The organism is Cognatiyoonia sp. (assembly GCF_965661665.1).
GTDB lineage: Bacteria > Pseudomonadota > Alphaproteobacteria > Rhodobacterales > Rhodobacteraceae > Cognatiyoonia.
In genome coordinates this window covers 55391-81662 of sequence record NZ_CBFIEO010000007.1, presented here as the reverse complement: position 1 = coordinate 81662, position 26272 = coordinate 55391, and the positions used below count along the sequence as shown (strand labels likewise).

The window sequence follows — 26272 nt, the reverse complement described above, 5'->3', positions numbered from 1 at the left end:
TGTGCTCCTAATTGAATGGCTCGTCCCATCATGGGAAATGTGCCGGTTTCCATCAAGGGGAGGCATTGGCCTATGGTCACCGTCGAAAATGCGGTGTAATCGGTGCCTATGCCTGACAAAGACCTGACAGAAATCACGCTGCGTCGCCCTGACGACTGGCATCTTCATTTGCGCGACGGTGCGATGCTCAAGGCCGTTTTGCCGGAAACCACACGGCATTTTGAGCGGGCGATTGTAATGCCCAACTTGGTACCACCGGTTGTGACCGCCAAAGAGGCAGCGGCTTACCGAGCTCGCATCTTGGCTGCCCGTCCTGATGGCTCAACCTTTACACCGCTGATGATGCTTTATCTGACGGAGGACACTGATCCAAACGATGTGGAGTATGCGCATAAGAACGGCATCGCGACAGCCGTGAAGCTCTACCCCGCTGGTGCAACAACAAATTCTGCCTCCGGCGTGCGGGACTTTGACAAGGTGCGGCCCGTTTTGGACCGCATGGCCGAAATCGGGATGCCGCTTTGCGTCCATGGGGAAGTGACCGACAGCGAGATCGATATCTTTGATCGGGAGGCGGTGTTCATTGACCGCGTCTTGAAACCCATACGCAAAAAGAACCCCGATTTGCGCGTTGTGATGGAACACGTCACGACCGAGGATGCTGTGGACTACGTCCGCGATCACCGCAAAAACCTCGCCGCAACGATCACAACGCATCACCTGATCATCAACCGCAACCACATCCTCGCCGGTGGAATCAGGCCGCATTACTACTGCTTGCCCGTCGCGAAGCGCGAAAAGCATCGCGTAGCCTTGGTGCAGGCCGCCATCTCTGGCGACAAACGATTCTTTCTTGGCACCGACAGCGCCCCGCATACGGATGTTAACAAACTGCAGGAATGCGGCTGCGCAGGTGTCTTTTCAGCAACCAACACCATGTCCTGCTTGGCAGAAGTGTTCGAAGCGGCAGGTGCGCTTGGCAAACTTGAAGCCTTCACATCCCTCAACGGTCCAGCTTTCTACGGTATGGAGCCGAATGAGGCGACCATCACCCTGCGCAAAGGCGACGCCGCCAACTACCCCGCACAGATCCAATCTGGCGATGGCCCGGTCACTGTGTTTGACCCAGGCTTCCCGCTCCACTGGCACGTTCACACCACATAGAAAGGCACATCAATGATCCCCACTTCGTTTCCCAGCAAAGAAGAAATCGCCCGTCTGACTGCGGGAATGCTGATCGAAATTGGGGCCATTGATTTCAATGCGAAGGAGCCGTTTACCCACGCCTCCGGCAAGCAGGCCCCGACGTATGTGGATTGTCGCAAGCTCATCTCCTTCCCGCGAATTCGTGCAACTTTGATGGATTTCCTCGCCGTGACGATCATGCGCGAAGCGGGATTTGAGTCATTTGACAACGTGGCGGGCGGCGAAACCGCCGGCATCCCCTTTGGCGCAATGATTGCGGAGCGTTTGGCGCTGCCGATGACCTACGTGCGCAAGAAACCCAAAGGCTACGGCCGGAACGCGCGGATCGAAGGGGTGATGACCGAAGGCCAGCGCGTTATCTTGGTCGAAGACCTCACGACAGATGGCGGATCGAAACTGTCCTTTGTCGAAGCCATCCGCGAAACGGGTGCGACCTGTAACGCGACAGCGGTGATCTTTTACTACGGGATTTTCGACGGTGTGGAGAAGACATTGGGCGACCACGGCGTGCAGCTTCTTAGCCTCTGCACGTGGTGGGACGTATTGGCCGTGGCCAAGGAGAAAGGCGCATATGACGCCCAAACCCTTGTAGCGGTTGAGGCTTATCTAAACGATCCGAACGGCTGGTCGCCAGCCTGATTTTCTTATCCACAGGCGGCGCGACTCGGCAATTGTCGAATCGACAGCCAGCACCAGATTTGGTAAGCTAAAGCCCGGTTTGGGCCACATATCGCTGTTTGGGATCGACCCCCAGCTTTGTTCATAGCAGTTCAGGGTCACTTATCCCCAGACTTAATCAGATGGCCGCTCCGCTTGAATTGGTGCTAAACCCAGGCTGAGCCAAGGGAAGACAGATGAACGAGATCACGCAATTCAACGCGACCGGCGCGAGCGAGGCGGACGGCGACACGCTCCCCCATTCGGTGGAAGCTGAACAACAGCTCTTGGGCGCGATTCTCACCAATAACGACATTTTCGATCGGATCGCCTCGATCGTTGGGCCCCAACACTTTTATGACCCTGTACACGCGCGGATTTTTGAGACGGCCTCGACCCGCATCGCTAAGAACGCGCTCGCTTCTCCGGTGACGTTGAAAGCCTTCCTTGAAGACGACGAAGGCCTAAAAGAACTGGGTGGTCCGGCCTATCTTGCTCGTCTGGCGGGGGCTGCGATTTCTGCTTTTGCGGCGCGGGATTACGCGCAAATGATCTATGACCTCGCCATCCGGCGAGAGTTGATCCAAGTGGGTCAGACGATTGCGGAAAAAGCCAGCCGCGTAGCTGTCGATAGCGAACCAAAAGATCAAATTGTCGAAGCAGAACAAGAGCTTTATCGGCTGGCAGAGCAAGGCAGCTCTGAAAGCGGATTTCAAAGCTTTTTGAAGGCCGTAACGGATGCTGTTAATGTCGCTAATGCCGCCTATCAGCGGGATGGGCAGCTCTCCGGCGTGTCCACCGGACTCATCGACATGGACCGCAAGCTTGGCGGGCTTCACAAGTCCGACCTGTTGATCCTAGCAGGGCGGCCATCGATGGGCAAAACCTCCCTCGCGACCAACATCGCGTTCAATATTGCGAAGGCCTACAGGAAGGGCCTCCTCCACGATGGGACCGAAGGCGCCGTGAATGGCGGCGTTGTCGGGTTCTACTCCCTTGAAATGAGTGCCGAGCAGCTCGCCGCACGGATCCTGTCAGAGGCATCAGAAGTGCCCTCAGAACAGATCCGGCGCGGCGACATGACGGAGGCGGAATTCCGACGTTTCGTCGAAGCGGCAAAAGCCTTGGAAGCCTGCCCGCTTTTCATCGACGACACACCTGCGCTGCCCATTTCTCAGCTTGCCGCACGCGCGCGCCGTTTGAAGCGGACACACGGCCTTGATGTGTTGATGGTCGACTATCTTCAGCTGGTGCGCGGAACAGGCCGGTCAGAGAACCGCGTGAACGAAATTTCTGAAATCACTATGGGGCTCAAAGCGATAGCCAAGGAACTTAACATTCCAGTCATCGCGCTATCGCAGCTATCGCGTCAAGTCGAAGCACGCGAAGACAAGCGGCCGCAGTTGTCGGACTTGCGTGAATCAGGATCAATCGAGCAAGACGCCGACGTCGTCATGTTCGTGTTCCGAGAGGAATACTATGCCGAGCGCGAAAAGCCAGGCGATCACGAGATGGAAAAGATGGCCGAATGGCAGGAAAAGATGGAGCGTCTGCACGGCAAGGCCGAAGTCGTCATCGGCAAACAGCGTCACGGGCCAATTGGCACGGTCGAGCTTAGCTTTGAAGGCCGCTTCACCCGCTTTGGTAACCTCGTGAAACCGTGGCAACAGGGCGGTGAGCAGGAGTTTTAAGCTCTAGCCCAGAAGAATCCGCTGCGGGCTGACGCCTTCCATACGTTTCAGATCACCAGCGACCTCAAGCTCAAACTTTACCGACATGCTGTGCCAGCCGAGTTAGCCAAGCTTGCTCTTTTGCGCATCCGTGATCCGTTCTCCGGCCGCTGACGCCAAATCTTGAAACGGAAATCCATGAGGTTCGGCGCCGCCGCCGACAGCCAAAATATGTTCCCGCTTCAGATCAAATTTCCATGTGGGGATGCGCGTCACGCTTGATTTGCCCTTGGCGGGCGCGCGGCACGCTGTTCGGACATCCTCTGGCATATCCACCCCTTGCTAACACTAGGCCCTCAATCGGCAATCCATTGGACACCCATCCGAATTTCAAAAGCAACCCCTTGCCGCGATAACCGTCCCCTGTCACAACGCCGATATGAGTACGGGATATCTGACAATTGATCTTGATGCGCTGGTGGCAAACTGGCGTGCGCTGGATGCCAAAACCAACTGCGAAACGGCAGCCGTGGTGAAGGCAAACGGCTACGGTCTGGGCTCTGGCAAGGTTGCCACCGCTTTGGCCCGCGCAGGCGCGCGCAAGTTCTTTGTGGCCGTCGCCGAAGAAGGTGCCGCCGTGCGCGAAGCCTTGGGTCCGGGTCCAGAAATTTCTGTCTTTGGTGGGCATATGCGCGGTGACACTGACATGATCGGCGATCTTAGTCTTACGCCGATGCTCAATTCCGTTGAACAAGTGACGCGCCACCTCGAAGCCCTGCCCGGTCATGCCTTTGGCATGCAGCTTGATACCGGTATGAACCGCCTTGGGGTGGAATGGGATGAATGGGCCGCGGTCGCGAAAATCACTCTTGCCCAGAAACCCACGCTGGTGATGAGCCACCTTGCCTGTGCAGATGAGCCCGATCACCCAATGAACGCTTATCAACTGGACGTGTTTCACCAGATGACCGACGGGATCAGCACACCACGGTCCTTGGCCGCGACGGGGGGCATTCTGTTGGGCAAGGACTATCACTTCGACCTTTGCCGTCCGGGAATCGGGCTTTATGGCGGGATGCCCTTTGCCGAGGCGCGCGATGTCATTCAGATCGACCTACCCGTCATCCAAATCCGGCATTTGGAAGAGGGCGAAGTCGTGGGCTATGGCAACGCATGGCAATGCAAGAGACCGTCGAAAATTGCTACAGTGTCGGCGGGTTATGCGGATGGATTGATCCGCGCCATCTCTGACAAAGCGACCTTTTGGTACGGCGATCAGAGCTGCCCACTGGTCGGCCGCGTGTCGATGGACCTCATAACCGTCGATGTGACCGATCTTTCCGAAACCCCGCAAGCATTGACACTTATTGGCCCGCAGCAAGGGGTCGATCAGCTTGCCGATGTTGCAGGCACGATCGGCTATGAAATCCTGACCTCGCTCGGCGCGCGATATGCGCGGCGCTACAAGGGATCATGACAGCCGCTCTCGCGACCCTTGGCGCAGCGGTTTTGTCCGCTTTAGCCGCCATTGGACGCGTCGCGATCTTCACCGCACAGACGGTTTGGGATACTGTAACGCCGCCATTCTATGGACGTGCGTTTATGCAAGCGCTCTACCAACTTGGGTACTTGTCCCTGCCCGTCATTGGCCTCGCCGCGCTTTTCACAGGCGGGGCGCTTGCCCTGCAAATCTACTCCGGCGGCGCGCGTTTTGAAGCAGAAGAAGCCGTCCCTCAGATTGTCGCCATCGGTATGGTGCGGGAGCTTGGGCCAGTGTTGGTCGGTTTGATGCTAGTGGCGCGTGTCACCTCCTCCATCGCGGCGGAGATTGCGACGATGAAAGTGACGGAGCAGATCGACGCGCTCGTCACCCTCTCCACCAATCCCAGCAAATATCTGACTGTACCCCGGGTGCTTGCCGCGACGCTTGTGACGCCCGTTTTGGTGGCTGTTGGCGACATCATCGGCATCCTGGGCGGGTATCTGGTTGCAACCAGCCGCCTTGGGTTTTCATCGGCCAGCTATCTGCACAACACCATGTCGTATCTTGAAGCGCACGACATCACATCGTCCCTCATCAAAGGCGCTTTGTTCGGTGCAATCGCCGCTTTGATAGGCTGCTACTTCGGCATGCGGTCGGATCGCGGGGCTTTGGGGGTAGGCGTTGCCACCAAAACAGCGGTCGTCGCCGCATCGGTCCTGATCCTTGCCGCAAACTTCTTACTGACGGAGGCGTTCTTCTCCGCATGATTGATGTTCGTGACCTCCATAAGACGTTCGAAGGTACCAACGTTCTAAAGGGCGTGGACCTATCGATTGCAAAAGGACAAAGCCTTGTGCTGATTGGTGCGTCCGGTAGCGGCAAATCGGTTCTTCTAAAATGCATCCTTGGGTTGGAGACACCCGACCGCGGCACCATCACCGTTGGTGGACAGCCCACGCTTCCGCCAAAATTCCTCGACCGGTTCGGAATGCTGTTCCAAGGTGCAGCGCTGTTCGATGGGATGCAGGTGTGGGAGAACGTCGCCTTTCGCCCGTTGCAATCCGGAATGGCCCGCGACAAAGCCCGCGCTTTGGCTATTGAGAAACTGGATCGCGTCGGCCTCAGCGCCGCCACAGCCGATCAATTCCCATCAGAGCTTTCGGGTGGCATGCAAAAACGCGCAGGGCTCGCACGCGCGATTGCGACGAACCCAGAGATCATCTTTTTCGATGAACCAACCACCGGCCTCGACCCGATCCGCGCAAGGCAAATTAACGCGCTGATAAGGGAGGTTGTGGACGACCTTGGAGCGACCACCCTGACCATCACCCACGATATGACCTGCGTCCACGCGATTGCGGACAATGTTGCTTTTTTGAAAGACGGACGGATTGAGTGGGCCGGAACACCCGAAGAAATATTCAATATTGACCAGCCCTACCTAAAGGCTTTCATCACGGGAACGCCGACTTAGTAAAGGCCATCCATGCAGAACGTTCTGCGCATTGCCAACCTCAGCCTGTTGATCCTATTCCCAATTGCATGGTTCGCACCACTCATGCGGGCTGGCCTTCTGCCGCTTTTCGACCTGTCTAAGATCAGCGTCATTTCCGGTCTGCAAGCGCTCCAGGAAATCGATATCGCCCTAGCACTGCTCGTCACAGCCTTCGCGCTTTTCGCGCCGTATCTCAAAACCATCGGGCTTGGTCTCGTGCATTTTGGATTGCTCAAGGACAAAACCCCGCCGTTTCTCAACTAGATGGGAAAGCTGGCGATGGCAGATGTGTTCCTCATCGCGCTTTACATCGTTGTTGTGAAAGGCGTCGGCATCGGCAAGGTAGAGACGGCATGGGGACTTTACCTTTTCACCGCCTGCATCCTCGCCTCAATCCTGATTTCAGCCATGACATGCCGCAAAGAACGCTCCGCCGAAACGGACTAAACCCACCGCCCAAACCATTGCGGGCCGCGCCCCAATCAGGCACAAGACGCTATGGCGAAAGATATCAGTTATTCCTGCACCGATTGCGGCGCTGTCACCTCCAAATGGTCAGGGCGCTGCGAAAGCTGTGGCGCGTGGAATACGATTGAAGAGGATCAGCCGCTATCCTCTGGCCCAAAGTCGAAATCGTTGGGCAAACATCGTGGCAAACCCATCGAACTGACCGATCTGGCGACCGAACAAAAGGACCCGCCGCGCACGCTGGCTGGTGTTTCTGAACTGGACCGCGTGCTCGGGGGCGGCTTGGTCAAAGCCTCCGCCCTTTTGGTCGGTGGTGATCCGGGGATCGGAAAGTCTACACTGTTGTTGCAGGCCGCCGCCCGCTTTGCGCGAAACGGGCTGAAAGTCGTTTATATCTCCGGTGAAGAATCCTCTGCCCAAGTGCAAATGCGCGCCCGCAGGCTTGGCTTGACCGAAAGCCCTGTGCAATTGGCAGCCGCAACAAATCTGCGCAACATACTGACAACGCTTGAGGCGGAAAAACCCGACCTCGCCATCATCGATTCCATCCAAACCATGTGGGCCGACAATGTCGACAGCGCCCCCGGCAGTGTGTCGCAAGTGCGCGCATCTGCCCATGAGCTGACAACCTTCGCCAAAAGCCAAGGCATTTCCGTCGTGATGGTGGGCCACGTCACTAAAGAAGGCGCATTGGCCGGGCCCCGCGTGGTGGAGCATATGGTCGACACCGTGCTCTATTTCGAAGGGGAACGCGGCCATCAATTCCGCCTCCTCCGCGCGGTTAAAAACCGGTTCGGCCCTGCGGATGAGATTGGCGTTTTTGAAATGACCGGCAAAGGGCTGGCCGAGGTTAAGAACCCCTCTGCCCTGTTCCTGTCAGACCGTGGCGATCCGGCACCTGGATCCGTGGTCTTCGCGGGGATCGAGGGCAACCGCCCCATGCTGTGCGAGATCCAAGCACTTGTGGCACCTTCGCCACACAGCCAACCGCGCCGATCCGTGGTCGGATGGGACGGTGCGCGACTTGCCATGATCCTTGCCGTGCTTGAATCCCGTTGCGGCCTCGCCTTTGCCGGATTGGACGTTTACCTCAACGTTGCAGGAGGTTTGCGCATTTCCGAGCCTGGTGCAGACCTCGCCATTGCAGCTGCACTCGTCTCGGCACGAGAGGAATCAGCCTTACCGAAAGAGGCCGTGGTTTTTGGCGAAATCTCCCTTTCCGGCGCGCTCAGACCTGTTGCGCAGACGGAAAATAGATTGAAAGAAGCCGAAAAACTTGGTTTTACATCCGCAATTTCGTCGCAATCACAAAAGAAAAGAGCGGCGTCTGGGCTGGAGCTGCGCGAAATGGCAGATTTGGCAACATTTATAAAAGAGGTTTTCGGCGCGCAGTGAAAGCGCCCGTAGGAGTAGGACCATGGAAGGCTTCACCCTGATCGACGGCATCGTTGCCGCAGTCATCATCGTATCGGCACTACTGGCTTACAGCCGCGGCTTTGTTCGCGAAGCAATGGCCATTGCAGGGTGGATCGGCGCCACGATCTTGGCCTTTATCTTTGCCGATCAGGTTGAACCTTTGATCAAACAAACGCCCATCTTGGGCGATTTCATTGGCGACAGCTGTGAACTTTCCATCATTGCCGCATTTGCAGCCGTGTTTGCGGTCGCGCTGGTGGTCGTTTCGATCTTCACGCCGCTCTTCTCCACAGTCGTGCAAAGGTCAGCCCTTGGTGGTTTGGACCAAGGGGCAGGCTTCCTTTTCGGTGTCCTACGAGGCATTCTTTTGGTGGCTACGGCGTTCTTTGTGTACCAAACGGTTCTTGCCACACAGGACATCGCGATGATCGAAGACAGCCGGTCGGCGAAAGTTTTTGCTCGCATAACGGGTCAGCTTGAAAACCAAGATCCGGAAGCAACTTTGAGCTGGATAACGACCCAGTATGAGCAGCTTGTCGGAAGCTGTGGGGCGGCAGAAGAGCAATAAAGTTTCTTGGCTATCGCCTAGGTCTTGCCACATTTGAACCATCTTAACGCCAAAGTTCTCGGCTAGCTTCCGCCTGCGTGTCTATTAGGACGGCTAGTTATCGCAGTTTTGAGAACACTTCTTACGACTATTTTTGTGATTGCATTCGCGACCACAGCAAATGCGATTACGATTCTTTATAATTTTGAGAACAACGGCAACGACACATTCTCTGAACTCCAGTTTGATGGCGTGACATCGTCTGGGACTCTGATGACGATTAACTCTTTCGGTGAGGCCATCAACCAAGGCAATCGCGGTCTTGGCGTCTCCGGTGCCCCTGTGGGAGGTCGCCTCGGACTGGGCGAAGCGCTGATATTTTCCGTCACCGGATACAACATTGAGGCGGTTACCGCGACGTTCTTCGAAACAGGCAATCAAGATGAAGACCTGTTTTTCGGAACCCAAGCAGTGACCGTTCTAGGTGGAGGCGGTGGTGCATCGACGCAATCTTTCTCTTAGACCTTTGCTGCGCCACTTTCCAGCTTCAGCGTTTTGGGATTGGAACCAAATGCTGCAGGCAATCGCGGCGTGCGAGTCGCTAGTATTGAGCTGACGCTCCTGTCAGTGCCCGTCCCTGCAAGCGGCGGTCTGCTTCTGTTGGCCCTGATCGGGCTGTTGCTGAACAATAAGCTTCGCAAGCGTTAAAATCAGCAAAACACAGCATCTAAAATTTCAGAGCGCCTGGCCGATCAACGTCCGGGCGCTTTTGCATGACAAGCACATGACACCGTGTGCGTTAACAGGTATGAAGTCTCCAAACTGTGCAATAGGATTCGGAGCTGCTCGCCTTGTCCGCGAATTTACCGCCCGCCCACCCGTTTGATGATGACAAATTACGCGAAGAATGCGGGGTCTTTGGGGTCATAGGCGTCGCTGACGCGGCAAACTTCATCGCACTTGGCCTTCACGCGCTGCAACACCGTGGACAAGAAGCAGGCGGCATCGTCACCCATGACCCCGACACTGGTTTCAACCAGATGCGCCGCTTTGGTCTGGTGCGTGACAACTTCACATCTCCCGGCAGCATGGCACAGCTTCCCGGTTCAATCGGAATCGGTCACGTGCGGTACTCCACCGCAGGCTCAAAGGGGCAAACCGCGATCCGCGATGTGCAGCCATTCTTTGGTGAGTTTTCCATGGGCGGCGCGGCCATTGCGCATAATGGCAACATCACCAACGCTCTGTCCCTGCGGCGCGAGTTGATCGAGCGGGGTTCGATCTTTCAAAGTTCTTCTGACAGCGAATGCATCGTACACCTGATGGCCCGCTCTATGGGCCGCAACATCCCTGACCGAATGGAAGAAGCCCTGCGCAAGGTCGAAGGTGCCTTCTCCGTCGTGGCAATGACACGAACGAAACTAATTGGCTGCCGCGATCCTTTGGGCGTTCGGCCACTGGTCTTGGGCCAAGTCGGTGAGGGTTGGGTACTAGCATCAGAGACCTGCGCGCTTGATATCATCGGTGCTGAGTTCGTGCGGGAAATTGAGCCTGGCGAAATGGTCGTCATCAACGGCAACGGCGTGCAAAGTCATTTCCCGTTCCGTCAGGCCGCACCTCGGTTCTGCATTTTTGAGCATGTCTACTTCAGCCGCCCCGACAGCCAATTGGGCGGCCGGTCTGTCTATGAAACCCGCGAAAACATCGGGCGGGAATTGGCCAAAGAAAACCCTGTTGAGGCGGACCTTGTCTGCCCTGTGCCAGACAGCGGCACGCCAGCAGCGATCGGCTACAGTCTTGAGAGCGGGATTCCCTACGCAATGGGCATCATCCGCAACAATTACATGGGCCGGACGTTCATCGAACCGACAGAGCAGATCCGCAACATGGGCGTACGCCTCAAGCTCAACGTCAATCGGGCGCTGATCAAAGGCAAGCGCGTCATCCTGGTCGACGACAGCGTCGTGCGCGGCACCACGAGCCGTAAGATCAAGGAAATGATCCTTGATGCTGGCGCGGCGGAAGTGCATTTCCGCATCGCATCACCCCCAACATCATGGCCGTGCTTCTACGGTGTCGACACACCACAGCGCGAAAAGCTTTTGGCCGCCACAATGTCGGAAGAGGAGATGCGCGATCACCTTGGTGTGGATTCGCTCAAATTCATCTCCCTCGACGGGCTTTATCGTGCGGTGGGCGAAGCCAACGGGCGCGACTCCAACTGCCCTGCTTATTGCGACGCCTGCTTCTCTGGCGAATATCCGGTGGCCCCGTCCGATATGATCGAAGACGGTTTCCAAATGAAAACGGCGGCAGAGTAGCTCCGCTCAAACGGCACATTCATTATGACAAAAACAGCCCTTATCACTGGTGCCTCGCGTGGCCTTGGCGCGGCTATGGCGAAAGCCTTAGCTCCCACGCACCACATCATAGCCGTTGCCAAAACAACTGGCGCGCTCGAAGACCTCGACGATCATATCCAAGCGGCAGGCGGTCAGGCGACGCTGGCCCCAATGGACATTACCAAGGACGCAGCCATGCAGCAGCTCTGCCGGTCGATTTATGATCGTTGGGGCAGCATTGACCTGTGGCTGCACCCTGCAATCCACGCAGCCCCCCTGTCCCCCGCGAGCCATATCGGCGAAAAGGATTTTGACAAGTCGGTGAACACGAATGTCACCGCCACATCGCGCCTGATCCGGTATGTGGCGCCCCTGCTCGGCACCAATGGTCAAGTGGTCTTCTTTGGCGACCCCTCCGCTGGGGAAAGCTTTTTCGGCAGCTACGGTGCCACCAAAGCGGCGCAAATCGCGCTTGCCCAAAGCTGGCAGAAAGAGACACGGAACACTGGCCCAAAGGTTCACATCACAACGCCAAACCCCATGCCCACCGCCGCCCGCGCGCGGTTCCACCCGGGCGAAGATCGCGCACCACTTGCTGACACGGACGCTGAAGCAGTCCGTATTCTGGGTGAACTTGGCATCGTCTGAATTGCGCCTTCGCAGTCACATTTCACGCCCTGCCGCTGCGACCCTCTTGTGACTGCCCCCTTGCCTGACTAACAAAACAGCAAGAACAAAGCGGGCGGGCACAGCATGCGCATCATGATCACCAATGACGACGGCATCAACGCGCCGGGTCTCGCTGTGTTGGAAGAGATCGCGGCAAAGGTCGCTGGCCCTGCCGGAGAAGTTTGGGTCGTCGCCCCAGCGACCGAACAGTCGGGCGTCGGGCATTGCATCAACTACACCCGCCCCACAATGGTCGCGCAACATGGAAACCGCCGGTTCGCTGTCGAAGGCTCACCCGCCGATTGTGTGTTGGCGGGTCTGCATCATTTCATGAAAGACACGCCGCCCAATATCATCTTGTCTGGCATCAATCGCGGGAACAACTCCGCCGAAAATACGCTCTATTCCGGCACGATCGGCGCTGCGATGGAGGCGGCATTGCAAGGCGTTAACGCCATCGCGCTTTCCCAGTACTACGGCCCCGCCAACAGGGATCTTGCCGACCAATTCGAAGCCTCCCGCAACTTTGGGGCTGACCTGATCAAAACCCTGATCCAAGAGGGCCGCTGGGATGATGCAGATTACCGGCTCTTCTATAATGTCAACTTCCCACCTGTCCCTGCTGCGGAGGTAAAAGGCACCAAAGCCGTCCGCCAAGGTTTCCGCCGCGATTTGTCCTTTGGCGTCAAAGACCAGTCCGCCCCGAACGGACGCACGTTCCTTTGGGTCGTTGGTTGCCCGCAGCATGTCCCGACTGCTCCCGAAACGGACGCACATGCCAACCTTGACGGCTATATCTCCGTCACGCCGATGCGCGTTGATCTGACGGATGAGGCTGTCTTAGCTGACCTGCAAGGTGTCTTCCCGTGACCTTCGACGCCGAAACCAAGATGCAGTTTCTTTATGCGTTGCGCTCCAAAGGCGTTACAGACGCCCGCGTCCTCAACGCAATGGAAAAGGTTGACCGCGCTGTGTTTCTGCAAGGCATCTTTTCAGAACGCGCCTATGAAGACACACCGCTGCCAATCCCGTGCGGCCAAACAATCAGCCAACCCTCTATCGTGGCGCTGATGACGCAAGCGTTGCAGGTCAATGACCGATGTAAGGTGTTGGAGGTCGGCACTGGCTCCGGCTATCAAGCGGCGATCCTCAGCCAGTTGGCCCGACGGATCTATACAGTTGACCGTTTCCGCCGTTTGGTGAAGGAGGCGCAGGCTGCATTCGATGCGCTGGCCATCACCAACATCACCGCGATGACCGCCGATGGCAGCCGCGGATTGCCCGAACAGGCCCCGTTTGATCGCATCCTATTGACCGCGGCGGCAGAGGACCCACCCGGCCCCCTCTTGGCGCAATTGCGCGTAGGGGGTATTATGGTGCTACCCGTCGGTCAGTCCGACGCGGTACAAAGTTTGATTAAAGTGACCCGCAATGAAGACGGGTATGATTATGAAGAGCTTAGAAACGTGAGGTTTGTGCCCTTGATTGACGGGCTTGGCGCAGACTAAACCAACCGCGAGGTGTTCCGGCCAACAAGGAACCCCGTGATGAGGAGCAGAGACATGGCACCCAACCGCATTCTGTTTTGTGGGGCGGCAGCACTTGCGCTGGCCGCGTGCGACGGCATCCCCGATTTCGATTTGCGCAACCTTGGTAATGGCTTTGACACCAGCGCTGCGGTGGCAAACCTGCCTGACCGCCCTGCGCCTGATGATCGCGGTGTGATCTCCTACCCGAACTATCAGGTGGTGGTGGCTCGCCAAGGCGACACAATCACTACCATTGCAAACCGCGTTGGATTGGATGCCGCCGAATTGGCCCGGTACAACGGCATGGACTTGAATATTCCTCTGCGGAGCGAAGAAGTCATCGCCCTGCCGCGTCGTGTGGCAGAACCCGCTGGCGGAAGGATTGAAACCTTCGACATCACAGATGTGGCCACAACCGCCTTGGACCGTGTGGACAGTCAGGCACCGACGGTCACAACGCTCCCCTCAGCCACGCCGCAAGCAGCACCAGCGCCACAGGCGCAATCCACTGCACCAGCTGAACCGCTTCAGCACAAAATCGCTGCGGGTGAGACGATTTTCTCCATTAGCCGTCTCTATGGTGTGCCTGTGCAAAACTTGGCCGAATGGAACGGCCTCGGCTCTGACCTGACAATCCGCGAAGGAGCTTTCCTGCTGATCCCGCAATCGAACGCGCGGCCACCAGCAGCCGTCGAAACTCTGACAGAGGTGATCACGACACCCGGCACGGGATCAGAAACACCGCTGCCACCAAGCGCGTCGCAACCGCTGCCAGAAGATGACACAACAGCGGAGGCGAATGCGCCCGACGCGCCAGAGGCCCCCGACCTTGGCACGCAGACTACGACCGAGACCGCCCGCCTGCTCCGCCCTGTCGAAGGCAGCGTGATCCGCGCCTATGCACCAGGCCGTAATGAGGGAATCGACATTGGTGTACCCGCTGGAACGTCTGTCAAAGCCGCAGACGGAGGAACCGTCGCGGCGGTCACAACCGACACGAACGGAGTCGCGATTGTGGTCATCAAACACCCAGACAACCTGCTGACCGTCTATACCAACCTTGAAGAGCTGACCGTCTCCAAGAACGTAACAGTCGCCCGTGGCCAGACCATCGGCAGCGTCAGTGCAGGAGATCCAAGCTTCCTACACTTTGAGGTGAGGCGCGGCCTGCAATCCGTTGATCCAGCTGACTTTCTTCCATAACTGAACGACCCTGCGCAGCTCGTTTTCCGCCCGGGGGCTTCGATCAATTGTTGTCGGGAATGGTTTCACCCGCAGCCATCAGCGCGTCCATGAAACCGGATTCCTGCATCCGCTTCACCTGAATGGCCATCAGGCCGCAGTCCTGTGAAATGTCAAAGACCAAGTCTTCACCCAGACCTGGAGGCGACATCGCATCGGCGATATCGGATTCGGAAAATTCCGTCATCGTCATTTCGGCCATCAGCGGCATCGCCTGCTCCATCCGATCAAGCATTTCACCGACAACCTCTTCGCCCAACTCTGCTTCGTATCGCGCCAACAAACATTCACTTGCCGCTGTGCTTTCTTGATCGAAAATCTGCTTAGGCACCGCTGCACGAATGATGTCACCGTCGCCCCCCTGCGCATCGATTTCCTTGGCCATCATCTCCGCCATAAGGTCATTCATCTCTGCAGAAATGGCCTCAAACCGGTCCATCCGGTCGGCCATCGCGCTGGCGGGGATAAAGGCCACAGCGGCGCACAATAGGAGCTTTTTCATCATATCACTCTTCGTTTGAAATTCGGTTGGCTCATCCTGTCCCGAAGGATGGTGCGATACAAGGACCAAGCGCTTGAAAGGGCTAAAGGGTCACACCCCGACGACCGGTCAGATCGACGAAATACTGCCAAGCAACGCGGCCAGACCGGCTGCCGCGCGTGGCCTGCCATTCAATCGCTTCGGCCCGCAGGGTGTCCTCATCGATCTCAACCCCATGTGCATCACAATACCCACGGATCATGGCGAGATATTGATCCTGATCACACGGATGGAACCCAAGCCAGAGCCCGAAGCGGTCTGACAGGGAGACTTTCTCTTCCACCGCCTCACCGGGGGTAATGGCTGTTGAGCGCTCATTCTCGATCATATCGCGTGGCATCAGGTGGCGGCGGTTGGATGTGGCGTAGAGCACGACATTCTCCGGCCGACCTTCGATCCCGCCGTCCAGAACCGCCTTCAACGATTTGTAATGCGCATCATCATGATTGAACGACAAATCGTCACAAAACAGGATAAAGCGTTTGTCGACGCCGCGCAGAATGTTGAGGCAACGTCCTATGGCCGGCAAATCCTCACGCTGCACTTCCACGATCTTCAGATCGGCATGATCTGCGTGAAGCTTTCCATGCACAGCTTTGATAAGGCTGGATTTTCCCATCCCCCGTGCGCCCCACAGCAAGGCGTTATTGGCAGGCAATCCTTTGGCGAATTGCAAGGTGTTTGCCATCAACGTATCGCGGGAACGATTAATACCGACCAGCAAATCCACATCGACGCGATTGACTTTGGAAACCGGCGCCAAGCGGTCTGGATCAGGGTGCCAGACAAAAGCCGATGCACTGTCGAAGTCAGGCGCGTCAGAGGGCGGCGGGCTAATCCGTTCCAACGCTGCAGCAATGCGGACCAGCGGGTCACTCACGCTTGGGATTCCTCAATCTCATCATCCTCATCTTCGGTCTCATCGAATAGGCTTTCACCTTCCCCAATGATCCCCTCGGCCCGTGCCGCGCGGTCCTTGCGACGCTCAACACCGGCCACCAGATGGATCGAGATTTCATAAAGCCCATAGACGACGACGAAGAGGATCACCTGAGTGATCACGTCAGGCGGTGTGATTAGGGCGGCCACGACAAGAATGCCCACAATCGCGTATTTCCGCGTGTTGCGCAGCCCGCGCGAGCTGGCGAGACCCGCCTTGCCCATCAACGTCAGCAAAACCGGCAACTGAAAGCAGAGGCCGAAGGCCACAATCATTTTCAACGTTATATCAAGGCTTTCGTTGACTTTGCCGTTGAACACGATGTCGATGCCTACATCCGGCTGTGGCATCGGCAACGCCCCATCCACACCTGACCCCGGCAACAGCTCAGATCCATCCGTCTGCGGCGGGAAATTCTCTGTAATCAGCGCTTGCACCATCGACGGGATGTCCGCAAATCCCAAGAAGAACGCCATTGCAAGCGGCACAACGACATAATGCGCGAACGCTGCGCCGAGGATAAACAGGAATGGCGAAGCAATCAGAAACGGCAGGAACGCTTGCTTTTCGTTCTTATAGAGACCCGGGGCCACGAACCGCCAAAGCTGATGCGCGATGACGGGGAATGATAGGCAAAGCCCGCCGACCACAGAAATCCGCACAAGGGTAAAGAAATACTCCTGCGGCGCAGTGTATTGCATCACTGGGTTCGGATCACCCAAGGCGCGCATCGTGTTCTCAATCGGGATCAACAGGAAGTCGAGGATCGAGCTGCCGAATGTGAAGCAAATGATCATCGCCACCAAGAACGCACCGACAGAGCGGATCAACCGCGTGCGCAGTTCGGCCAAATGCTCAATCAGCGGGGCGGAGCTGTCTTCGATATCTTCGGCGGCGCTCATGTATCAGCCTTTGGTTTGGCTTTCGCTTTTTGCTTGGCTTTTATTGTGGTCTTTTTTGCAGGGGCTTTCTTGGCCGATGCTTTCTTCGCCACAGGCTTTCGGGCTTCTGCTGCGGCTGCGGCCTCTGCCGCGCGCTCCCGCTCCATCCGTTCGTTGGCAGCCTTCCGCATCGACGCGTCTATTTTGGCCTTCTCGGCCTTATGCTCGTCAGACAGGGTCGATTCATCGTCACCCGGTTTCAGGCTCGACGCGACGGAGTCACGGATGGCGTCGGTTCCAAACTTCACGGGGTTCGTCGCGGCGCGGATCGTCTTATTTATGTCGTTGACGCCGGATTCGTCCGCCGCCTGCTCCATCGCGCGGCTGAACTCACGCGCCATGCGCCGTGCCTTACCGGTGAACTCACCCAATGTGCGGAACATTCCGGGTAAGTCTTTCGGTCCGATCACAATGAGGGCGACGACACCCACCACCAATAACTCGCCCCAGCTTAGTCCAAACATGGGGGCTTAAGCGTTGTCTTTTTCTTCTGCAGGCGTGACGTCCTTGGCATCTGCCAAGCCGTCCTCGATCTCTTTCTTGCCGTCATCCACGCCCTTCTTGAACGCGGTGATGCCTTTGCCCACTTCGCCCATCAGGGATGAGATTTTGCCGCGGCCAAACAGAACCAGCACGACAACTGCAATTAGCAGCAGACCTGGCAATCCGATGTTGTTGAGCATTGTACGTCTCCTCATGTTGGGCCGTGGCCCACATCTTCCTACGTCAGAGATAGGGACCTTACTGCAGCCAGGAAAGGGAAAAGAGCGTATTCCTCCTCTGCTAGCCCCTTTTTTTCTTTAAGAAACTCAAATTTACTGACAAAATATTGTCAGTTGTCAGAAATATGACAAAAGGAACCTTAAATGCGCCGTGCCGACCGACTGATGGATTTGATCCAAATCCTGCGCGACGGCACACTTCACAAGGCGGAGGAATTGGCAAGACGCACGGGCGTCTCCCTCCGTACGATCTACCGCGACATGGAAACGCTCGCGGCGTCCGGCGTTCCCATCGAAGGGGAGCGAGGGATTGGGTACCGCGTCACGGCTGCGATCACCCTTCCCCCGCTCAATATGACGATGCTGGAGGTTGAGGCGCTGCATCTTGGCCTTCTCGCCGTGTCCCGCGCCGATGATCCTGACCTCGCGCAAGCGGCGCACTCTTTGTCACGACGACTAGAAGGCGTCTTGCCGGAAGACCGCACGAGGACGCCCGATGGTTTCAACCTTGCGGTTTATCCTTTCGCTGAAGCCTCCAAAGGGTTCCAGCACTTGCCCTTCATCCGCCAAGCGATCCGCACACGGCAAAAAATCATGGCGCGGATTGGCGACAAACGCCAAACTTTACGGCCTCTGCAACTCGACTACTGGGGCCGACTATGGACCTGCATCGCATGGAGCGAGACAGCCAAGAAGTTCGTCCAACTGCGCTTAGACCAGATCACAGCAATCCGCGCACTGCCCGGTCTTTTTGTCGATGAACCCGGCAAATCGCTGGAAGATTACTGGGACCAGCATGCCGCTGGCGATCACAGCCAGTCGGGAAGCTCTGACACCAACGGCCGGAAATAGGCGACCTGACGCCCCTCTACCACGGCCGGACCGGCCCACGGTGCCACCCCATGCACCAAATGCCGATGCAGAAGCACCGCCTGACCCGGCACCAGCGGTACCTCCACCCGCTCGCATGTTTCAAAAACCTGACGTCGTGCCGCCTGATAGGGCTCCGTCACATCGAGACCGCCCCAACTTGCTGGCGGGTGCTTCTCCAATAGACCTCGAAACGCCTCTTGCATAATCACATGGCTGCTTGGCCAGACGACCAAAGGGCTCGCTACAACTGCGTTGAGCGGCATTCCCACGATAAAGGCGTGCGCCTCCCGCAGATGGCGTCTCCGCTCTGGTCCCTCTGGCAAAAGTCCATCCATATGCGCCGCATCACGATTGACGCGAAACCGATGCGCCGCCTCACTCTCCTCCGCGTCGCGCTTGGGATAGCCGTCATAAACGATGGAGACCTGCGCCGCGTGCCAGCCGTCAAACCGTGGATGGTCTTCCAACCGCTCCATCCATGTGCCCGCCAGCGGCACCCCATTGACTGAGCCATCCGCCTCATTGGGGAGGGCATCGACCCCCACAAACCACGTCCGCCCATGCCGGCGTTCGCTGGTATCGATCTTCAGAACGGCATTGCCTGCAGAATCCGCCCAGCGCAGAACACCCGGTTCGACGTCAAAGACTTCAAAGCCATCGATCAAAACCCAACGACCTTCCACAACATGACCGCCATCACGGCCAACAACCCCATATCCACTACGCCGCCTCCCGCGTGACAAAGCCCAAGGCAGTCTCGACCACCTCAACGCCTGCTGCATCCTTATGCGCATTCTCTGACAAATACCGCCGCCACAACCGCGCACCTGGCCGCCCTTGGAAAAGGCCCAGCATATGGCGCGTCACATGATGCAACCGCCCTCCTTGCGAAATATGCGCGGCGATGTAGGGCAACATCTCCCCAACAGCGTCCTCCGTTGTCGGACCTTCTGCTCCTCCAAATATCCTGCGATCGGCGTCGAGAAGAATGTCAGACGGTGCATGATACGCCGCGCGCCCGATCATCGCCCCGTCGAGGCTTTCCAAAGCCGCCTCCGCCTGATCCAGCGTCTCGATCCCACCGTTTAGCGACAGATGCAAATGCGGGAAGACCGCTTTCATCTCCCGCACCAGATCATAGTCCAACGGCGGGATGTCACGATTTTCCTTGGGGCTCAGCCCCTGCAACCATGCTTTGCGCGCATGAACCGTAAACCGCCCGACGCCCGCAGCCGAGACCCGCGCAAGGAAGTCTGGCAAAACCTCTTCCGGCTCCTGATCGTCGACCCCGATCCGGCATTTGACGGTCACAGGCAGAGCGACCGCTTCGATCATCGCGGCACAACACTCCGCCACCAGCGCAGGTGTTTCCATCAACACCGCTCCAAAGGCACCAGACTGCACGCGGTCGGAGGGGCACCCGCAATTGAGATTCACCTCGTCATAACCGAAATCCTCGGCAATCTTCGCGGCTTCGGCGAGCTGCACAGGATCAGATCCACCCAGCTGCACCGCCACCGGATGCTCCGTATCATCGAAACCCAACAACCGCTCCCGATCGCCGTGGATCACGGCCGGAGCTGTCACCATCTCCGTATAAAGCAACGCATGTTTCGTCATCTGCCGATGCAGATAACGGCAATGCCTATCCGTCCAATCCATCATCGGGGCGACGGAAAGGCGTGCGGCAGTCTCTAATCGGGTTTCAGAAACCATGTTTTGTAATGCTCACGGCAGTTCAGCACAGGCCAAATCTACCAAATCTCTCATCATGTCCAGAGTTTCACTGTGCATCCATCGCCCAACAAGATAGTACGCCCGCATGAGCAAGCCATTCGAAATCTTCGCAATCACCGTCCCCGGGATGGAGGAAACGTTGTGCGATGAGGCCATCGAGGCAGGGTTCAAGAACGCACAAGCCGTCCCCGGTGGGGTGACATTCATGGGACATTGGACGACGGTTTGGAAGGCAAACCTCTGGCTGCGCGGGGCCACGCGCATCCTCGCCCGCATCGGCCAGTTCCGTGTGTTTCACCTGGCAGAGCTTGACCGCAAGGCGTCCGAGTTTGATTGGGCGGACCATTTCAAACCGAGCACGCGCGTCACTGTCGACGTCACCTGCAAAAATTCCAAAATCTACCACCAAGGTGCGGCAGCCGAACGGATCAGCACTGCGCTGACAAAAGTGCTTAGCCCGACGCAGGATGGACCAGTGGTTGCCTTGAAAGTGCGAATTGAGAACAACCTCTGCACACTCTCCATCGACACATCCGGCGCACCGCTTCACCGGCGTGGCTTCAAATCCTTCGTCGGCAAAGCGCCGATGCGCGAAACGCTCGTGGCGCTATTTCTGCGCCAATGCGGTTATACTGGGGATGAGCCGGTCCTCGACCCCATGTGCGGCTCTGGCACCTTCCTGCTCGAAGCCGCGGATATCGCCACAGGCCGCGCCCCGGGGCGATATCGCAGCTTTGCGTTCGAACAGCTCGCTCCGTTTCAACCGGACCGCTGGGCGGCTCTCAAGGCGGACCTCTCAGACACCCAAAAGCAGCACACCTTCTATGGCAGCGACCGGAACGAAGGGGCAATCACAGGCGCAACACAGAACGCCAAACGCGCGGATCTCGCCGACCGGATCCACTTCACCCATCAAAGCCTGAGCGATCTGACACGCCCCAACGGGCCAAACGGTCTGGTCATCCTAAACCCGCCCTACGGCGACCGGATTGGCGACAAGAAACGGCTCTTTGGCCTTTACGCCACCCTTGGCAAGGTCCTGAAAGAGCGTTTCGCGGGCTGGCGCGTGGGCCTAGTGACCGCTGAGCGGCAGCTCGCGCAGGCGACAGAGCTGCCCTTCAAGCCCCAATCAGCGCCGATCCCACATGGCGGCATTCGCATCACCCTTTATCAAACAGATCCATTGCCCTGAGCTGATGGGATGGTGGGTGGGGCGCCTCTTTCCGGCAGGAAAGAGAGCGCCATCCCCCTCACAGTGTTACAGCCTGCCCTGTCGCTGCACTCTCCTGAGCGGCTAATCCGATTTCAACCGCGCGTGCGCCGTCGCGCACCGTGACCTCGACACCGCCCTGTCCGCGCACAGCCGCATTGAACCGTATGTGCTGGTAATAGGTCGATCCATTGTGATCCCCCGCCATCAGCAGTTTCGGATCAACGGGTATCTCGGATTCCAACGGCCCTTTCGGCGCACGGGGGGAGATCACCAATTTCGGCACCGGCGGCTTGCCCAGCGCCTTGGGCCAGAACCGCCCCGGTCCCGGTACGAAACACTCAATCTTGCCTTTGGGGCCCACGGCAGAAATTTCCTCCTGAAACTCCGACCCTTCAGCAAACATACACAACTCCAGCATCGCTCGCGAGCCATTGTCGAAGTCAATAATGACATAGCCGTTGTCCCAAATGTCGGGCACGCGACCATCATAGCGCTCATCCAAATGGTTCATCGCTTGTCCAGAGGACGCCATCACGCGCACAGGCTCGGCCTTCAAGATAAACCGCATCAGATCAAAGAAATGGCAGCACTTTTCGACCAAGGTGCCACCTGTGTTCTCATTGAAGCGGTTCCAATCGCCTATCTTGGGCAGGAACGGAAAGCGATGTTCCCGAACCGTCAGCATAGCGATGCCGCCTGTCGCATGATCCGCCTGTTCAATCAGCGCGGCCACCGGCGGCATATAGCGATACTCCATCGCGACCCAGACCGGATGCGGGTAGCCGTCAAACAGCGCCTCAAGCTCCGCCTTCTGTTCGGGCCGCGTATAAAGCGGTTTCTCACAAAGGATCGGCAGCGGTCGCTTTGCGACAATCTCCTTCAATTGCCCCACATGCTCAAAGTTTGGGCTGACGATCACCAGCGCGTCGAGGTCATCACGCGCTAAAAGGTCATCAAGGCTCTGCGCGACATAGGCCCCGCCTGCCAGTTCCGCAGACACCTCTGCCAGCTCTATAAAGGGATCATAAACAGCCGTCACCTCTCCGGTCGGGAGCAGGTTAATATTCTTGACATGCTCTTGGCCCATCATGCCGCATCCGATCAGACCATACTTGACGTTTTCCAATATCTTTATCCTTTTCCCATCCGCGACAGGTATCGCGCCTTATTGTAATCGAACCAAGTGCGCGAAAACTCGACAGGGGATGACGCGCTGTCCCAACTCACCCGTTCGATATAGCCGCAGGCCGAACCAGCCGTGAGCCCGAACCGCTCATCGGCCCAAGCGGGCACGCTGTCCACCCCTATTTCATCGGCCACCGAGGCAATGATGACACCGAGCTTTTCGCGGTAATAGAGGTAAAGCGAGTCCGACAAATCCTCCGTCGTGATTTCTGGCGCGGCATCGCCATCGAGCCAAATCTCTTCCACCGCGATCACATCATCATCTAACCGCCGCAGCCGCCGGATCCGATGCCCCTGACGCGATGCACCAAAGCTCGGCGCCCCATCAGGTTTTTGCATCCGATCAACCGACAAAACCTCCGCCGTCGGCAAGCCACCGCCCTCGATCTTCTCTAACCGGAAGAAGGCATAGACAGAGGCCACCTGCGGTTTGTGCCGCACATAATTGCCAGAGCCTTGGATCCGCTCCAGCATCCCCTTGCTCTCCAAATCCGCCAAGGCTTTGCGCAACGTGCCCACCGCGATCCCCAAATCAGCGGCCATGTCGCGTTCCGGCGGCAAGCGCGCGCCATCCACAATGTGACCCGCCGCGATTTCGCGGATCAATCGCTCGCTGATCTGCACATAAATTGGCAGCGCTTGAGGTGTCGCGGATTGCGCCATGACGACCGCCCCTCCTGTGGCACCGCCAAATTGATCTACTATTGCTACACATAAAAGCCCGTGCTACGCATTTGGCAAGAGGATTCTTCGGGGGGACAGCATGAACCAAGTTGCACCGGCCACAAGCGCTGATCTGGATGCGGCTGAGGTCAGCTGGTTTTCTGCTTTATGTTCCGACGATTACCAATTTTTGGGCGTCCCTGGCGGCGATCTGCGCTCGTCTTGGGAACATTGCCGCGACATCGCCCTGACAGCGGAGGAGCAAGGCTTCCGCAACATCCTTGCCCCGTCGTCTTACCAAGTGGGCCAAGACACGCTCAGCTTCGTCGCGGGCATGGCACCCCTGACCAGCAAGATGAACTTTCTCGCCGCGATCCGCTGCGGGGAAATGCAGCCGATCATGCTGGCACGCACCGTGGCCACGCTTGACCACATGCTCAAAGGTCGCCTGACGCTGAACGTCATTTCCTCCGATTTTCCGGGCGAGGTCGCCGAAAGCGCTTACCGCTACAAGCGCAGCCATGAGGTCGTCGAAATCCTACGCCAAGCCTGGACGCAGGATGAGATCAATTTCAGAGGCGACGTCTACAATTTTGAGAACGTCCCCACCGGCCCCGCCAAACCCTACCAACAAAACGGCGGTCCGCTGCTTTACTTCGGCGGTTACTCCCCTGCTGCGCTCGAACTTTGCGGCGCGCAGTGTGATGTCTATCTGATGTGGCCCGAAACCAAAGACATGCTGGCCCAACGGATGAGGGATGCGCATGCCGTCGCAGAACGCCACGGGCGGACGCTTGATTATGGCCTGCGGGTCCACATGATCGTGCGCGATACTGAACAAGAAGCGAAAGAATACGCCGATTACATCGCCTCCAAACTCGACGACGAATACGGTAAACTGATCCGTGACCGTGCCCATGACAGCATCAGCTTGGGCGTTGCACATCAGGCCCGCGCCCGCGAACTGGCTGACAAATACGGCTATACTGAGCCCGGCCTCTGGACCGGTGTCGGCCGCGCCCGCTCTGGCTGCGGCGCAGCGCTTGTCGGCTCGACCGATCAAATCCTCAGCAAAATCGAGGACTACCAAAAGATGGGCATCCGTGCTTTCATCTTCTCAGGCTACCCCCACATCGACGAAGCCAAACATTTCGGCAAACGGGTGATGCCAGAACTCAAGACCTGCTCGCTGCCCCATGCCTATGGCCGGGTGCCAGCTGACACTCCCGCAACTCCCTTGGGCACAGGACCACGTACGTGAAGCGCATACCAATCACCAAAGACCTTTCCTTCAGCCAGATTATCTACGGCATGTGGCGCTTGGCGGAGGCGGACGACACCTCCCCCGCTCACGTGCAGGCCAAGATCGAGGCCTGCCTCGAACAAGGCATCACCACGATGGACCAGGCCGACATCTACGGCGGTTATGAAGCGGAAGAAGTGATGGGCAACGCGCTGAAGGTCGCGCCGCATCTGAAAGATCAAATCGAGGTCGTAACAAAATGCGACATCCTGATCCCCGCGGGCCGCTATGCGGGCGTCAGCGGCAAATTCTACGACACCAGCCGCGCCCATATCGTGGCTTCGGTCGATCATTCCTTGCGCTTGCTGAACATTGACCGGATCGACACGCTTTTGATCCACCGCCCCGATCCTTTCATGGATCACCATGAAACAGGGGACGCTCTGGATGAGGTCGTGGCATCTGGCAAAGTCCGCACAGTCGGCGTGTCCAACTTCAAACTGCGCGATTGGACACTGTTGCAATCGGCGATGAAAAACCAACTGGTCACAAACCAGATCGAATTGTCGCTCTCCGCGCACCAAGGCTTCACCAACGGCGATGTCGCTTACCTGCAGGAACGTGGCGTTCCAATAATGGCATGGTCCCCGCTTGGTGGCGGATCGCTGATGACAGGCAAGGGCCCTGTGCAGGATGCGATGGCCAAAGTCGCGTCCAAAAATGGCGTCGACAATGGGGCCGTGGCCGTGGCATGGCTGCTCGCCCACCCCGCCAACATCATGAGCGTCATGGGCACCAACAACCTCGACCGGATTGGCAAGCTTTCCGACGCGCTCAAGGTCAAGATGGACCGCGAGACGTGGTTCGCGCTCTACACCGCGGCTCTTGGCCAAGAGGTGCCATAATGGACGCAGTAACTATCGCCAGCTTTGATCCAAGCACGGATGCGTCAAGCTTCCGCGGCGCGCTTGGGACATTTGTGACCGGCGTCACACTGGTGACGACCGACAGCCCCGAAGGCCCCGTTGGGATCATCGCCAACAGCTTTGCCAGCGTCTCGCTTGACCCACCGCTTGTCCTCTGGTCGCCAGCCAAAGCCTCCAAACGGTTCGAACATTTTGCAGGTTCGCGCCGCTTTGCAATCCATGTCCTTGCCGCTGATCAACGCGATGTCTGCGCGGCGTTTGCCCGCTCCAAAACAGCGTTTGATGCTGTCACTTGGACCAAATCTCATTGTGGTATGCCCCTCATCGACGGCGCGCTCGCCACATTCGAATGCAACCTCAACACCACCCATGACGCAGGCGACCATGTCATCGTCGTGGGTGAAGTCACAAGATGTACCCACACCGATGGCACACCGCTCGTCTTTCACAGCGGCAAATACGGGGAGTTCAACGAAACCTGACCACCTTTTGCCGGAAATATCCCGGGGGAGGCGCACAAGCGTCGGGGCAGCGCCCCAAATCAAAGAATGGAAAACAGCGCAA

30 protein-coding genes and 1 pseudogene are annotated in these 26272 nt (G+C 57.6%); 21 read left to right on the top strand and 10 right to left on the bottom strand.

Annotated elements, in window-relative coordinates:
- Positions 1-108: 108 nt before the first annotated feature.
- From pyrC to ACTF5F_RS06310, 3 genes are all read left to right on the top strand, one after another.
- Positions 109-1164, top strand: a complete 1056-nt coding sequence (gene pyrC, locus ACTF5F_RS06320; RefSeq protein ID WP_438956028.1) for a dihydroorotase — start codon at positions 109-111, stop codon at positions 1162-1164.
- A gap of 12 nt (positions 1165-1176) precedes the next feature.
- On the top strand, positions 1177-1845 hold the full coding sequence (locus ACTF5F_RS06315; protein ID WP_438956027.1) for an orotate phosphoribosyltransferase: 669 nt from the start codon (positions 1177-1179) through the stop codon (positions 1843-1845).
- Between the two features lie 215 nt (positions 1846-2060).
- The gene (locus ACTF5F_RS06310) at positions 2061-3554 is read left to right on the top strand and encodes a replicative DNA helicase (protein ID WP_438956026.1); all 1494 of its coding nucleotides are present in this window, start codon (positions 2061-2063) and stop codon (positions 3552-3554) included.
- A gap of 102 nt (positions 3555-3656) precedes the next feature.
- On the opposite strand, the gene ACTF5F_RS06305 is transcribed toward ACTF5F_RS06310, so the two are convergent.
- On the bottom strand, positions 3657-3863 hold the full coding sequence (locus ACTF5F_RS06305; protein WP_438956025.1) for a hypothetical protein: 207 nt from the start codon (positions 3861-3863) through the stop codon (positions 3657-3659).
- Positions 3864-3972: 109 nt separating this feature from the next.
- Here ACTF5F_RS06305 and alr point away from each other — a divergent pair, with 109 nt between their 5' ends.
- The 13 genes and pseudogenes from alr (at position 3973) to ACTF5F_RS06240 (ending at position 14685) form a co-directional block, all read left to right on the top strand.
- Positions 3973-5010, top strand: coding sequence for an alanine racemase (gene alr / locus ACTF5F_RS06300; protein WP_438956024.1), 1038 nt, complete (start codon positions 3973-3975; stop codon positions 5008-5010).
- Positions 5007-5783 (top strand): MlaE family ABC transporter permease, encoded by a 777-nt coding sequence (locus ACTF5F_RS06295; protein ID WP_438956023.1) that lies wholly within the window; start codon positions 5007-5009, stop codon positions 5781-5783. The genes alr and ACTF5F_RS06295 overlap by 4 nt, the downstream gene beginning before the upstream one ends.
- Positions 5780-6490 (top strand): ABC transporter ATP-binding protein, encoded by a 711-nt coding sequence (locus tag ACTF5F_RS06290; protein ID WP_438956022.1) that lies wholly within the window; start codon positions 5780-5782, stop codon positions 6488-6490. The genes ACTF5F_RS06295 and ACTF5F_RS06290 overlap by 4 nt, the downstream gene beginning before the upstream one ends.
- A 12-nt stretch (positions 6491-6502) precedes the next feature.
- A pseudogene (locus tag ACTF5F_RS06285) lies at positions 6503-6958 on the top strand (paraquat-inducible protein A).
- A 51-nt stretch (positions 6959-7009) separates the two neighbouring features.
- Positions 7010-8374 carry a DNA repair protein RadA gene (gene radA, locus ACTF5F_RS06280; RefSeq protein ID WP_438956021.1) on the top strand — a complete coding sequence of 455 codons (1365 nt, stop codon included), beginning with the start codon at positions 7010-7012 and terminating at the stop codon, positions 8372-8374.
- A gap of 22 nt (positions 8375-8396) precedes the next feature.
- Positions 8397-8963 carry a CvpA family protein gene (locus tag ACTF5F_RS06275; RefSeq protein ID WP_438956020.1) on the top strand — a complete coding sequence of 189 codons (567 nt, stop codon included), beginning with the start codon at positions 8397-8399 and terminating at the stop codon, positions 8961-8963.
- 252 nt (positions 8964-9215) lie between these two features.
- Entirely contained in the window at positions 9216-9464 is a 249-nt protein-coding gene (locus ACTF5F_RS06270) for a hypothetical protein (RefSeq protein ID WP_438956019.1), read from the top strand.
- A 69-nt stretch (positions 9465-9533) separates the two neighbouring features.
- Entirely contained in the window at positions 9534-9650 is a 117-nt protein-coding gene (locus ACTF5F_RS06265) for a PEP-CTERM sorting domain-containing protein (protein ID WP_438956018.1), read from the top strand.
- Positions 9651-9793: 143 nt separating this feature from the next.
- Positions 9794-11263, top strand: coding sequence for an amidophosphoribosyltransferase (gene purF, locus ACTF5F_RS06260; protein ID WP_438956017.1), 1470 nt, complete (start codon positions 9794-9796; stop codon positions 11261-11263).
- 24 nt (positions 11264-11287) lie between these two features.
- Positions 11288-11932: an SDR family NAD(P)-dependent oxidoreductase gene (locus ACTF5F_RS06255; protein ID WP_438956016.1), complete on the top strand. Its 645-nt coding sequence runs from the start codon at positions 11288-11290 to the stop codon at positions 11930-11932.
- Positions 11933-12037: 105 nt separating this feature from the next.
- The gene (gene surE, locus ACTF5F_RS06250) at positions 12038-12823 is read left to right on the top strand and encodes a 5'/3'-nucleotidase SurE (RefSeq protein ID WP_438956015.1); all 786 of its coding nucleotides are present in this window, start codon (positions 12038-12040) and stop codon (positions 12821-12823) included.
- A complete protein-coding gene (locus ACTF5F_RS06245) occupies positions 12820-13461 on the top strand; it encodes a protein-L-isoaspartate(D-aspartate) O-methyltransferase (RefSeq protein WP_438956014.1) in 642 nt (213 codons plus the stop codon). The genes surE and ACTF5F_RS06245 overlap by 4 nt, the downstream gene beginning before the upstream one ends.
- Before the next feature lie 54 nt (positions 13462-13515).
- Complete coding sequence (locus ACTF5F_RS06240; RefSeq protein ID WP_438956013.1) at positions 13516-14685, top strand: peptidoglycan DD-metalloendopeptidase family protein; 1170 nt, start codon at positions 13516-13518, stop codon at positions 14683-14685.
- Positions 14686-14728: 43 nt separating this feature from the next.
- Here the strand turns inward: ACTF5F_RS06240 and ACTF5F_RS06235 are convergent, their stop codons facing one another.
- From ACTF5F_RS06235 to ACTF5F_RS06215, 5 genes are all read right to left on the bottom strand, one after another.
- Positions 14729-15229, bottom strand: a complete 501-nt coding sequence (locus tag ACTF5F_RS06235; RefSeq protein WP_438956012.1) for a hypothetical protein — start codon at positions 15227-15229, stop codon at positions 14729-14731.
- Between the two features lie 79 nt (positions 15230-15308).
- The gene (locus ACTF5F_RS06230; protein ID WP_438956011.1) at positions 15309-16145 is read right to left on the bottom strand and encodes an ATP-binding protein; all 837 of its coding nucleotides are present in this window, start codon (positions 16143-16145) and stop codon (positions 15309-15311) included.
- Positions 16142-17107: a twin-arginine translocase subunit TatC gene (gene tatC / locus ACTF5F_RS06225; RefSeq protein WP_438956010.1), complete on the bottom strand. Its 966-nt coding sequence runs from the start codon at positions 17105-17107 to the stop codon at positions 16142-16144. The genes ACTF5F_RS06230 and tatC overlap by 4 nt, the downstream gene beginning before the upstream one ends.
- The gene (gene tatB, locus ACTF5F_RS06220) at positions 17104-17610 is read right to left on the bottom strand and encodes a Sec-independent protein translocase protein TatB (protein WP_438956009.1); all 507 of its coding nucleotides are present in this window, start codon (positions 17608-17610) and stop codon (positions 17104-17106) included. Before tatB ends, tatC begins: the two co-directional genes overlap by 4 nt.
- Before the next feature lie 6 nt (positions 17611-17616).
- On the bottom strand, positions 17617-17829 hold the full coding sequence (locus ACTF5F_RS06215; protein ID WP_438956008.1) for a twin-arginine translocase TatA/TatE family subunit: 213 nt from the start codon (positions 17827-17829) through the stop codon (positions 17617-17619).
- 183 nt (positions 17830-18012) lie between these two features.
- Here ACTF5F_RS06215 and ACTF5F_RS06210 point away from each other — a divergent pair, with 183 nt between their 5' ends.
- Positions 18013-18720: a helix-turn-helix transcriptional regulator gene (locus tag ACTF5F_RS06210; protein WP_438956007.1), complete on the top strand. Its 708-nt coding sequence runs from the start codon at positions 18013-18015 to the stop codon at positions 18718-18720.
- Here the strand turns inward: ACTF5F_RS06210 and ACTF5F_RS06205 are convergent.
- Both ACTF5F_RS06205 and dusA read right to left on the bottom strand, forming a co-directional pair.
- Positions 18678-19424, bottom strand: a complete 747-nt coding sequence (locus tag ACTF5F_RS06205; protein WP_438956006.1) for a hypothetical protein — start codon at positions 19422-19424, stop codon at positions 18678-18680. The genes ACTF5F_RS06210 and ACTF5F_RS06205 overlap by 43 nt on opposite strands.
- Before the next feature lie 37 nt (positions 19425-19461).
- Positions 19462-20457 carry a tRNA dihydrouridine(20/20a) synthase DusA gene (dusA, locus tag ACTF5F_RS06200; protein ID WP_438956005.1) on the bottom strand — a complete coding sequence of 332 codons (996 nt, stop codon included), beginning with the start codon at positions 20455-20457 and terminating at the stop codon, positions 19462-19464.
- Positions 20458-20563: 106 nt separating this feature from the next.
- Here dusA and ACTF5F_RS06195 point away from each other — a divergent pair, with 106 nt between their 5' ends.
- Positions 20564-21670 carry a THUMP domain-containing class I SAM-dependent RNA methyltransferase gene (locus tag ACTF5F_RS06195; protein WP_438956004.1) on the top strand — a complete coding sequence of 369 codons (1107 nt, stop codon included), beginning with the start codon at positions 20564-20566 and terminating at the stop codon, positions 21668-21670.
- Positions 21671-21728: 58 nt separating this feature from the next.
- Here the strand turns inward: ACTF5F_RS06195 and ACTF5F_RS06190 are convergent, their stop codons facing one another.
- Both ACTF5F_RS06190 and ACTF5F_RS06185 read right to left on the bottom strand, forming a co-directional pair.
- Complete coding sequence (locus ACTF5F_RS06190) at positions 21729-22817, bottom strand: Gfo/Idh/MocA family protein (protein WP_438956003.1); 1089 nt, start codon at positions 22815-22817, stop codon at positions 21729-21731.
- A 5-nt stretch (positions 22818-22822) separates the two neighbouring features.
- A complete protein-coding gene (locus ACTF5F_RS06185; protein WP_438956002.1) occupies positions 22823-23539 on the bottom strand; it encodes a GntR family transcriptional regulator in 717 nt (238 codons plus the stop codon).
- 100 nt (positions 23540-23639) lie between these two features.
- On the opposite strand from ACTF5F_RS06185, the gene ACTF5F_RS06180 reads away from it, so the two are divergent.
- From ACTF5F_RS06180 to ACTF5F_RS06170, 3 genes are read left to right on the top strand one after another with little or no spacing between them, the layout of a single operon-like run.
- On the top strand, positions 23640-24800 hold the full coding sequence (locus tag ACTF5F_RS06180) for an LLM class flavin-dependent oxidoreductase (RefSeq protein WP_438956001.1): 1161 nt from the start codon (positions 23640-23642) through the stop codon (positions 24798-24800).
- A complete protein-coding gene (locus ACTF5F_RS06175; protein WP_438956000.1) occupies positions 24797-25687 on the top strand; it encodes an aldo/keto reductase in 891 nt (296 codons plus the stop codon). The genes ACTF5F_RS06180 and ACTF5F_RS06175 overlap by 4 nt, the downstream gene beginning before the upstream one ends.
- Positions 25687-26190 carry a flavin reductase family protein gene (locus ACTF5F_RS06170; protein ID WP_438955999.1) on the top strand — a complete coding sequence of 168 codons (504 nt, stop codon included), beginning with the start codon at positions 25687-25689 and terminating at the stop codon, positions 26188-26190. The genes ACTF5F_RS06175 and ACTF5F_RS06170 overlap by 1 nt, the downstream gene beginning before the upstream one ends.
- Positions 26191-26272: the final 82 nt, after the last annotated feature.

Bases quoted from the DNA above. Each gene is read 5' to 3' on its own strand.
- pyrC (WP_438956028.1), top strand. From the start codon at position 109: ATGCCTGACAAAGACCTGACAGAAATCACGCTGCGTCGCCCTGACGAC.
- ACTF5F_RS06315 (WP_438956027.1), top strand. From the start codon at position 1,177: ATGATCCCCACTTCGTTTCCCAGCAAAGAAGAAATCGCCCGTCTGACT.
- ACTF5F_RS06310 (WP_438956026.1), top strand. From the start codon at position 2,061: ATGAACGAGATCACGCAATTCAACGCGACCGGCGCGAGCGAGGCGGAC.
- ACTF5F_RS06305 (WP_438956025.1), bottom strand. From the start codon at position 3,863: ATGCCAGAGGATGTCCGAACAGCGTGCCGCGCGCCCGCCAAGGGCAAA.
- alr (WP_438956024.1), top strand. From the start codon at position 3,973: ATGAGTACGGGATATCTGACAATTGATCTTGATGCGCTGGTGGCAAAC.
- ACTF5F_RS06295 (WP_438956023.1), top strand. From the start codon at position 5,007: ATGACAGCCGCTCTCGCGACCCTTGGCGCAGCGGTTTTGTCCGCTTTA.
- ACTF5F_RS06290 (WP_438956022.1), top strand. From the start codon at position 5,780: ATGATTGATGTTCGTGACCTCCATAAGACGTTCGAAGGTACCAACGTT.
- radA (WP_438956021.1), top strand. From the start codon at position 7,010: ATGGCGAAAGATATCAGTTATTCCTGCACCGATTGCGGCGCTGTCACC.
- ACTF5F_RS06275 (WP_438956020.1), top strand. From the start codon at position 8,397: ATGGAAGGCTTCACCCTGATCGACGGCATCGTTGCCGCAGTCATCATC.
- ACTF5F_RS06270 (WP_438956019.1), top strand. From the start codon at position 9,216: ATGACGATTAACTCTTTCGGTGAGGCCATCAACCAAGGCAATCGCGGT.
- ACTF5F_RS06255 (WP_438956016.1), top strand. From the start codon at position 11,288: ATGACAAAAACAGCCCTTATCACTGGTGCCTCGCGTGGCCTTGGCGCG.
- surE (WP_438956015.1), top strand. From the start codon at position 12,038: ATGCGCATCATGATCACCAATGACGACGGCATCAACGCGCCGGGTCTC.
- ACTF5F_RS06240 (WP_438956013.1), top strand. From the start codon at position 13,516: ATGGCACCCAACCGCATTCTGTTTTGTGGGGCGGCAGCACTTGCGCTG.
- ACTF5F_RS06235 (WP_438956012.1), bottom strand. From the start codon at position 15,229: ATGATGAAAAAGCTCCTATTGTGCGCCGCTGTGGCCTTTATCCCCGCC.
- tatC (WP_438956010.1), bottom strand. From the start codon at position 17,107: ATGAGCGCCGCCGAAGATATCGAAGACAGCTCCGCCCCGCTGATTGAG.
- tatB (WP_438956009.1), bottom strand. From the start codon at position 17,610: ATGTTTGGACTAAGCTGGGGCGAGTTATTGGTGGTGGGTGTCGTCGCC.
- ACTF5F_RS06215 (WP_438956008.1), bottom strand. From the start codon at position 17,829: ATGCTCAACAACATCGGATTGCCAGGTCTGCTGCTAATTGCAGTTGTC.
- ACTF5F_RS06210 (WP_438956007.1), top strand. From the start codon at position 18,013: ATGCGCCGTGCCGACCGACTGATGGATTTGATCCAAATCCTGCGCGAC.
- dusA (WP_438956005.1), bottom strand. From the start codon at position 20,457: ATGGTTTCTGAAACCCGATTAGAGACTGCCGCACGCCTTTCCGTCGCC.
- ACTF5F_RS06195 (WP_438956004.1), top strand. From the start codon at position 20,564: ATGAGCAAGCCATTCGAAATCTTCGCAATCACCGTCCCCGGGATGGAG.
- ACTF5F_RS06185 (WP_438956002.1), bottom strand. From the start codon at position 23,539: ATGGCGCAATCCGCGACACCTCAAGCGCTGCCAATTTATGTGCAGATC.
- ACTF5F_RS06180 (WP_438956001.1), top strand. From the start codon at position 23,640: ATGAACCAAGTTGCACCGGCCACAAGCGCTGATCTGGATGCGGCTGAG.
- ACTF5F_RS06170 (WP_438955999.1), top strand. From the start codon at position 25,687: ATGGACGCAGTAACTATCGCCAGCTTTGATCCAAGCACGGATGCGTCA.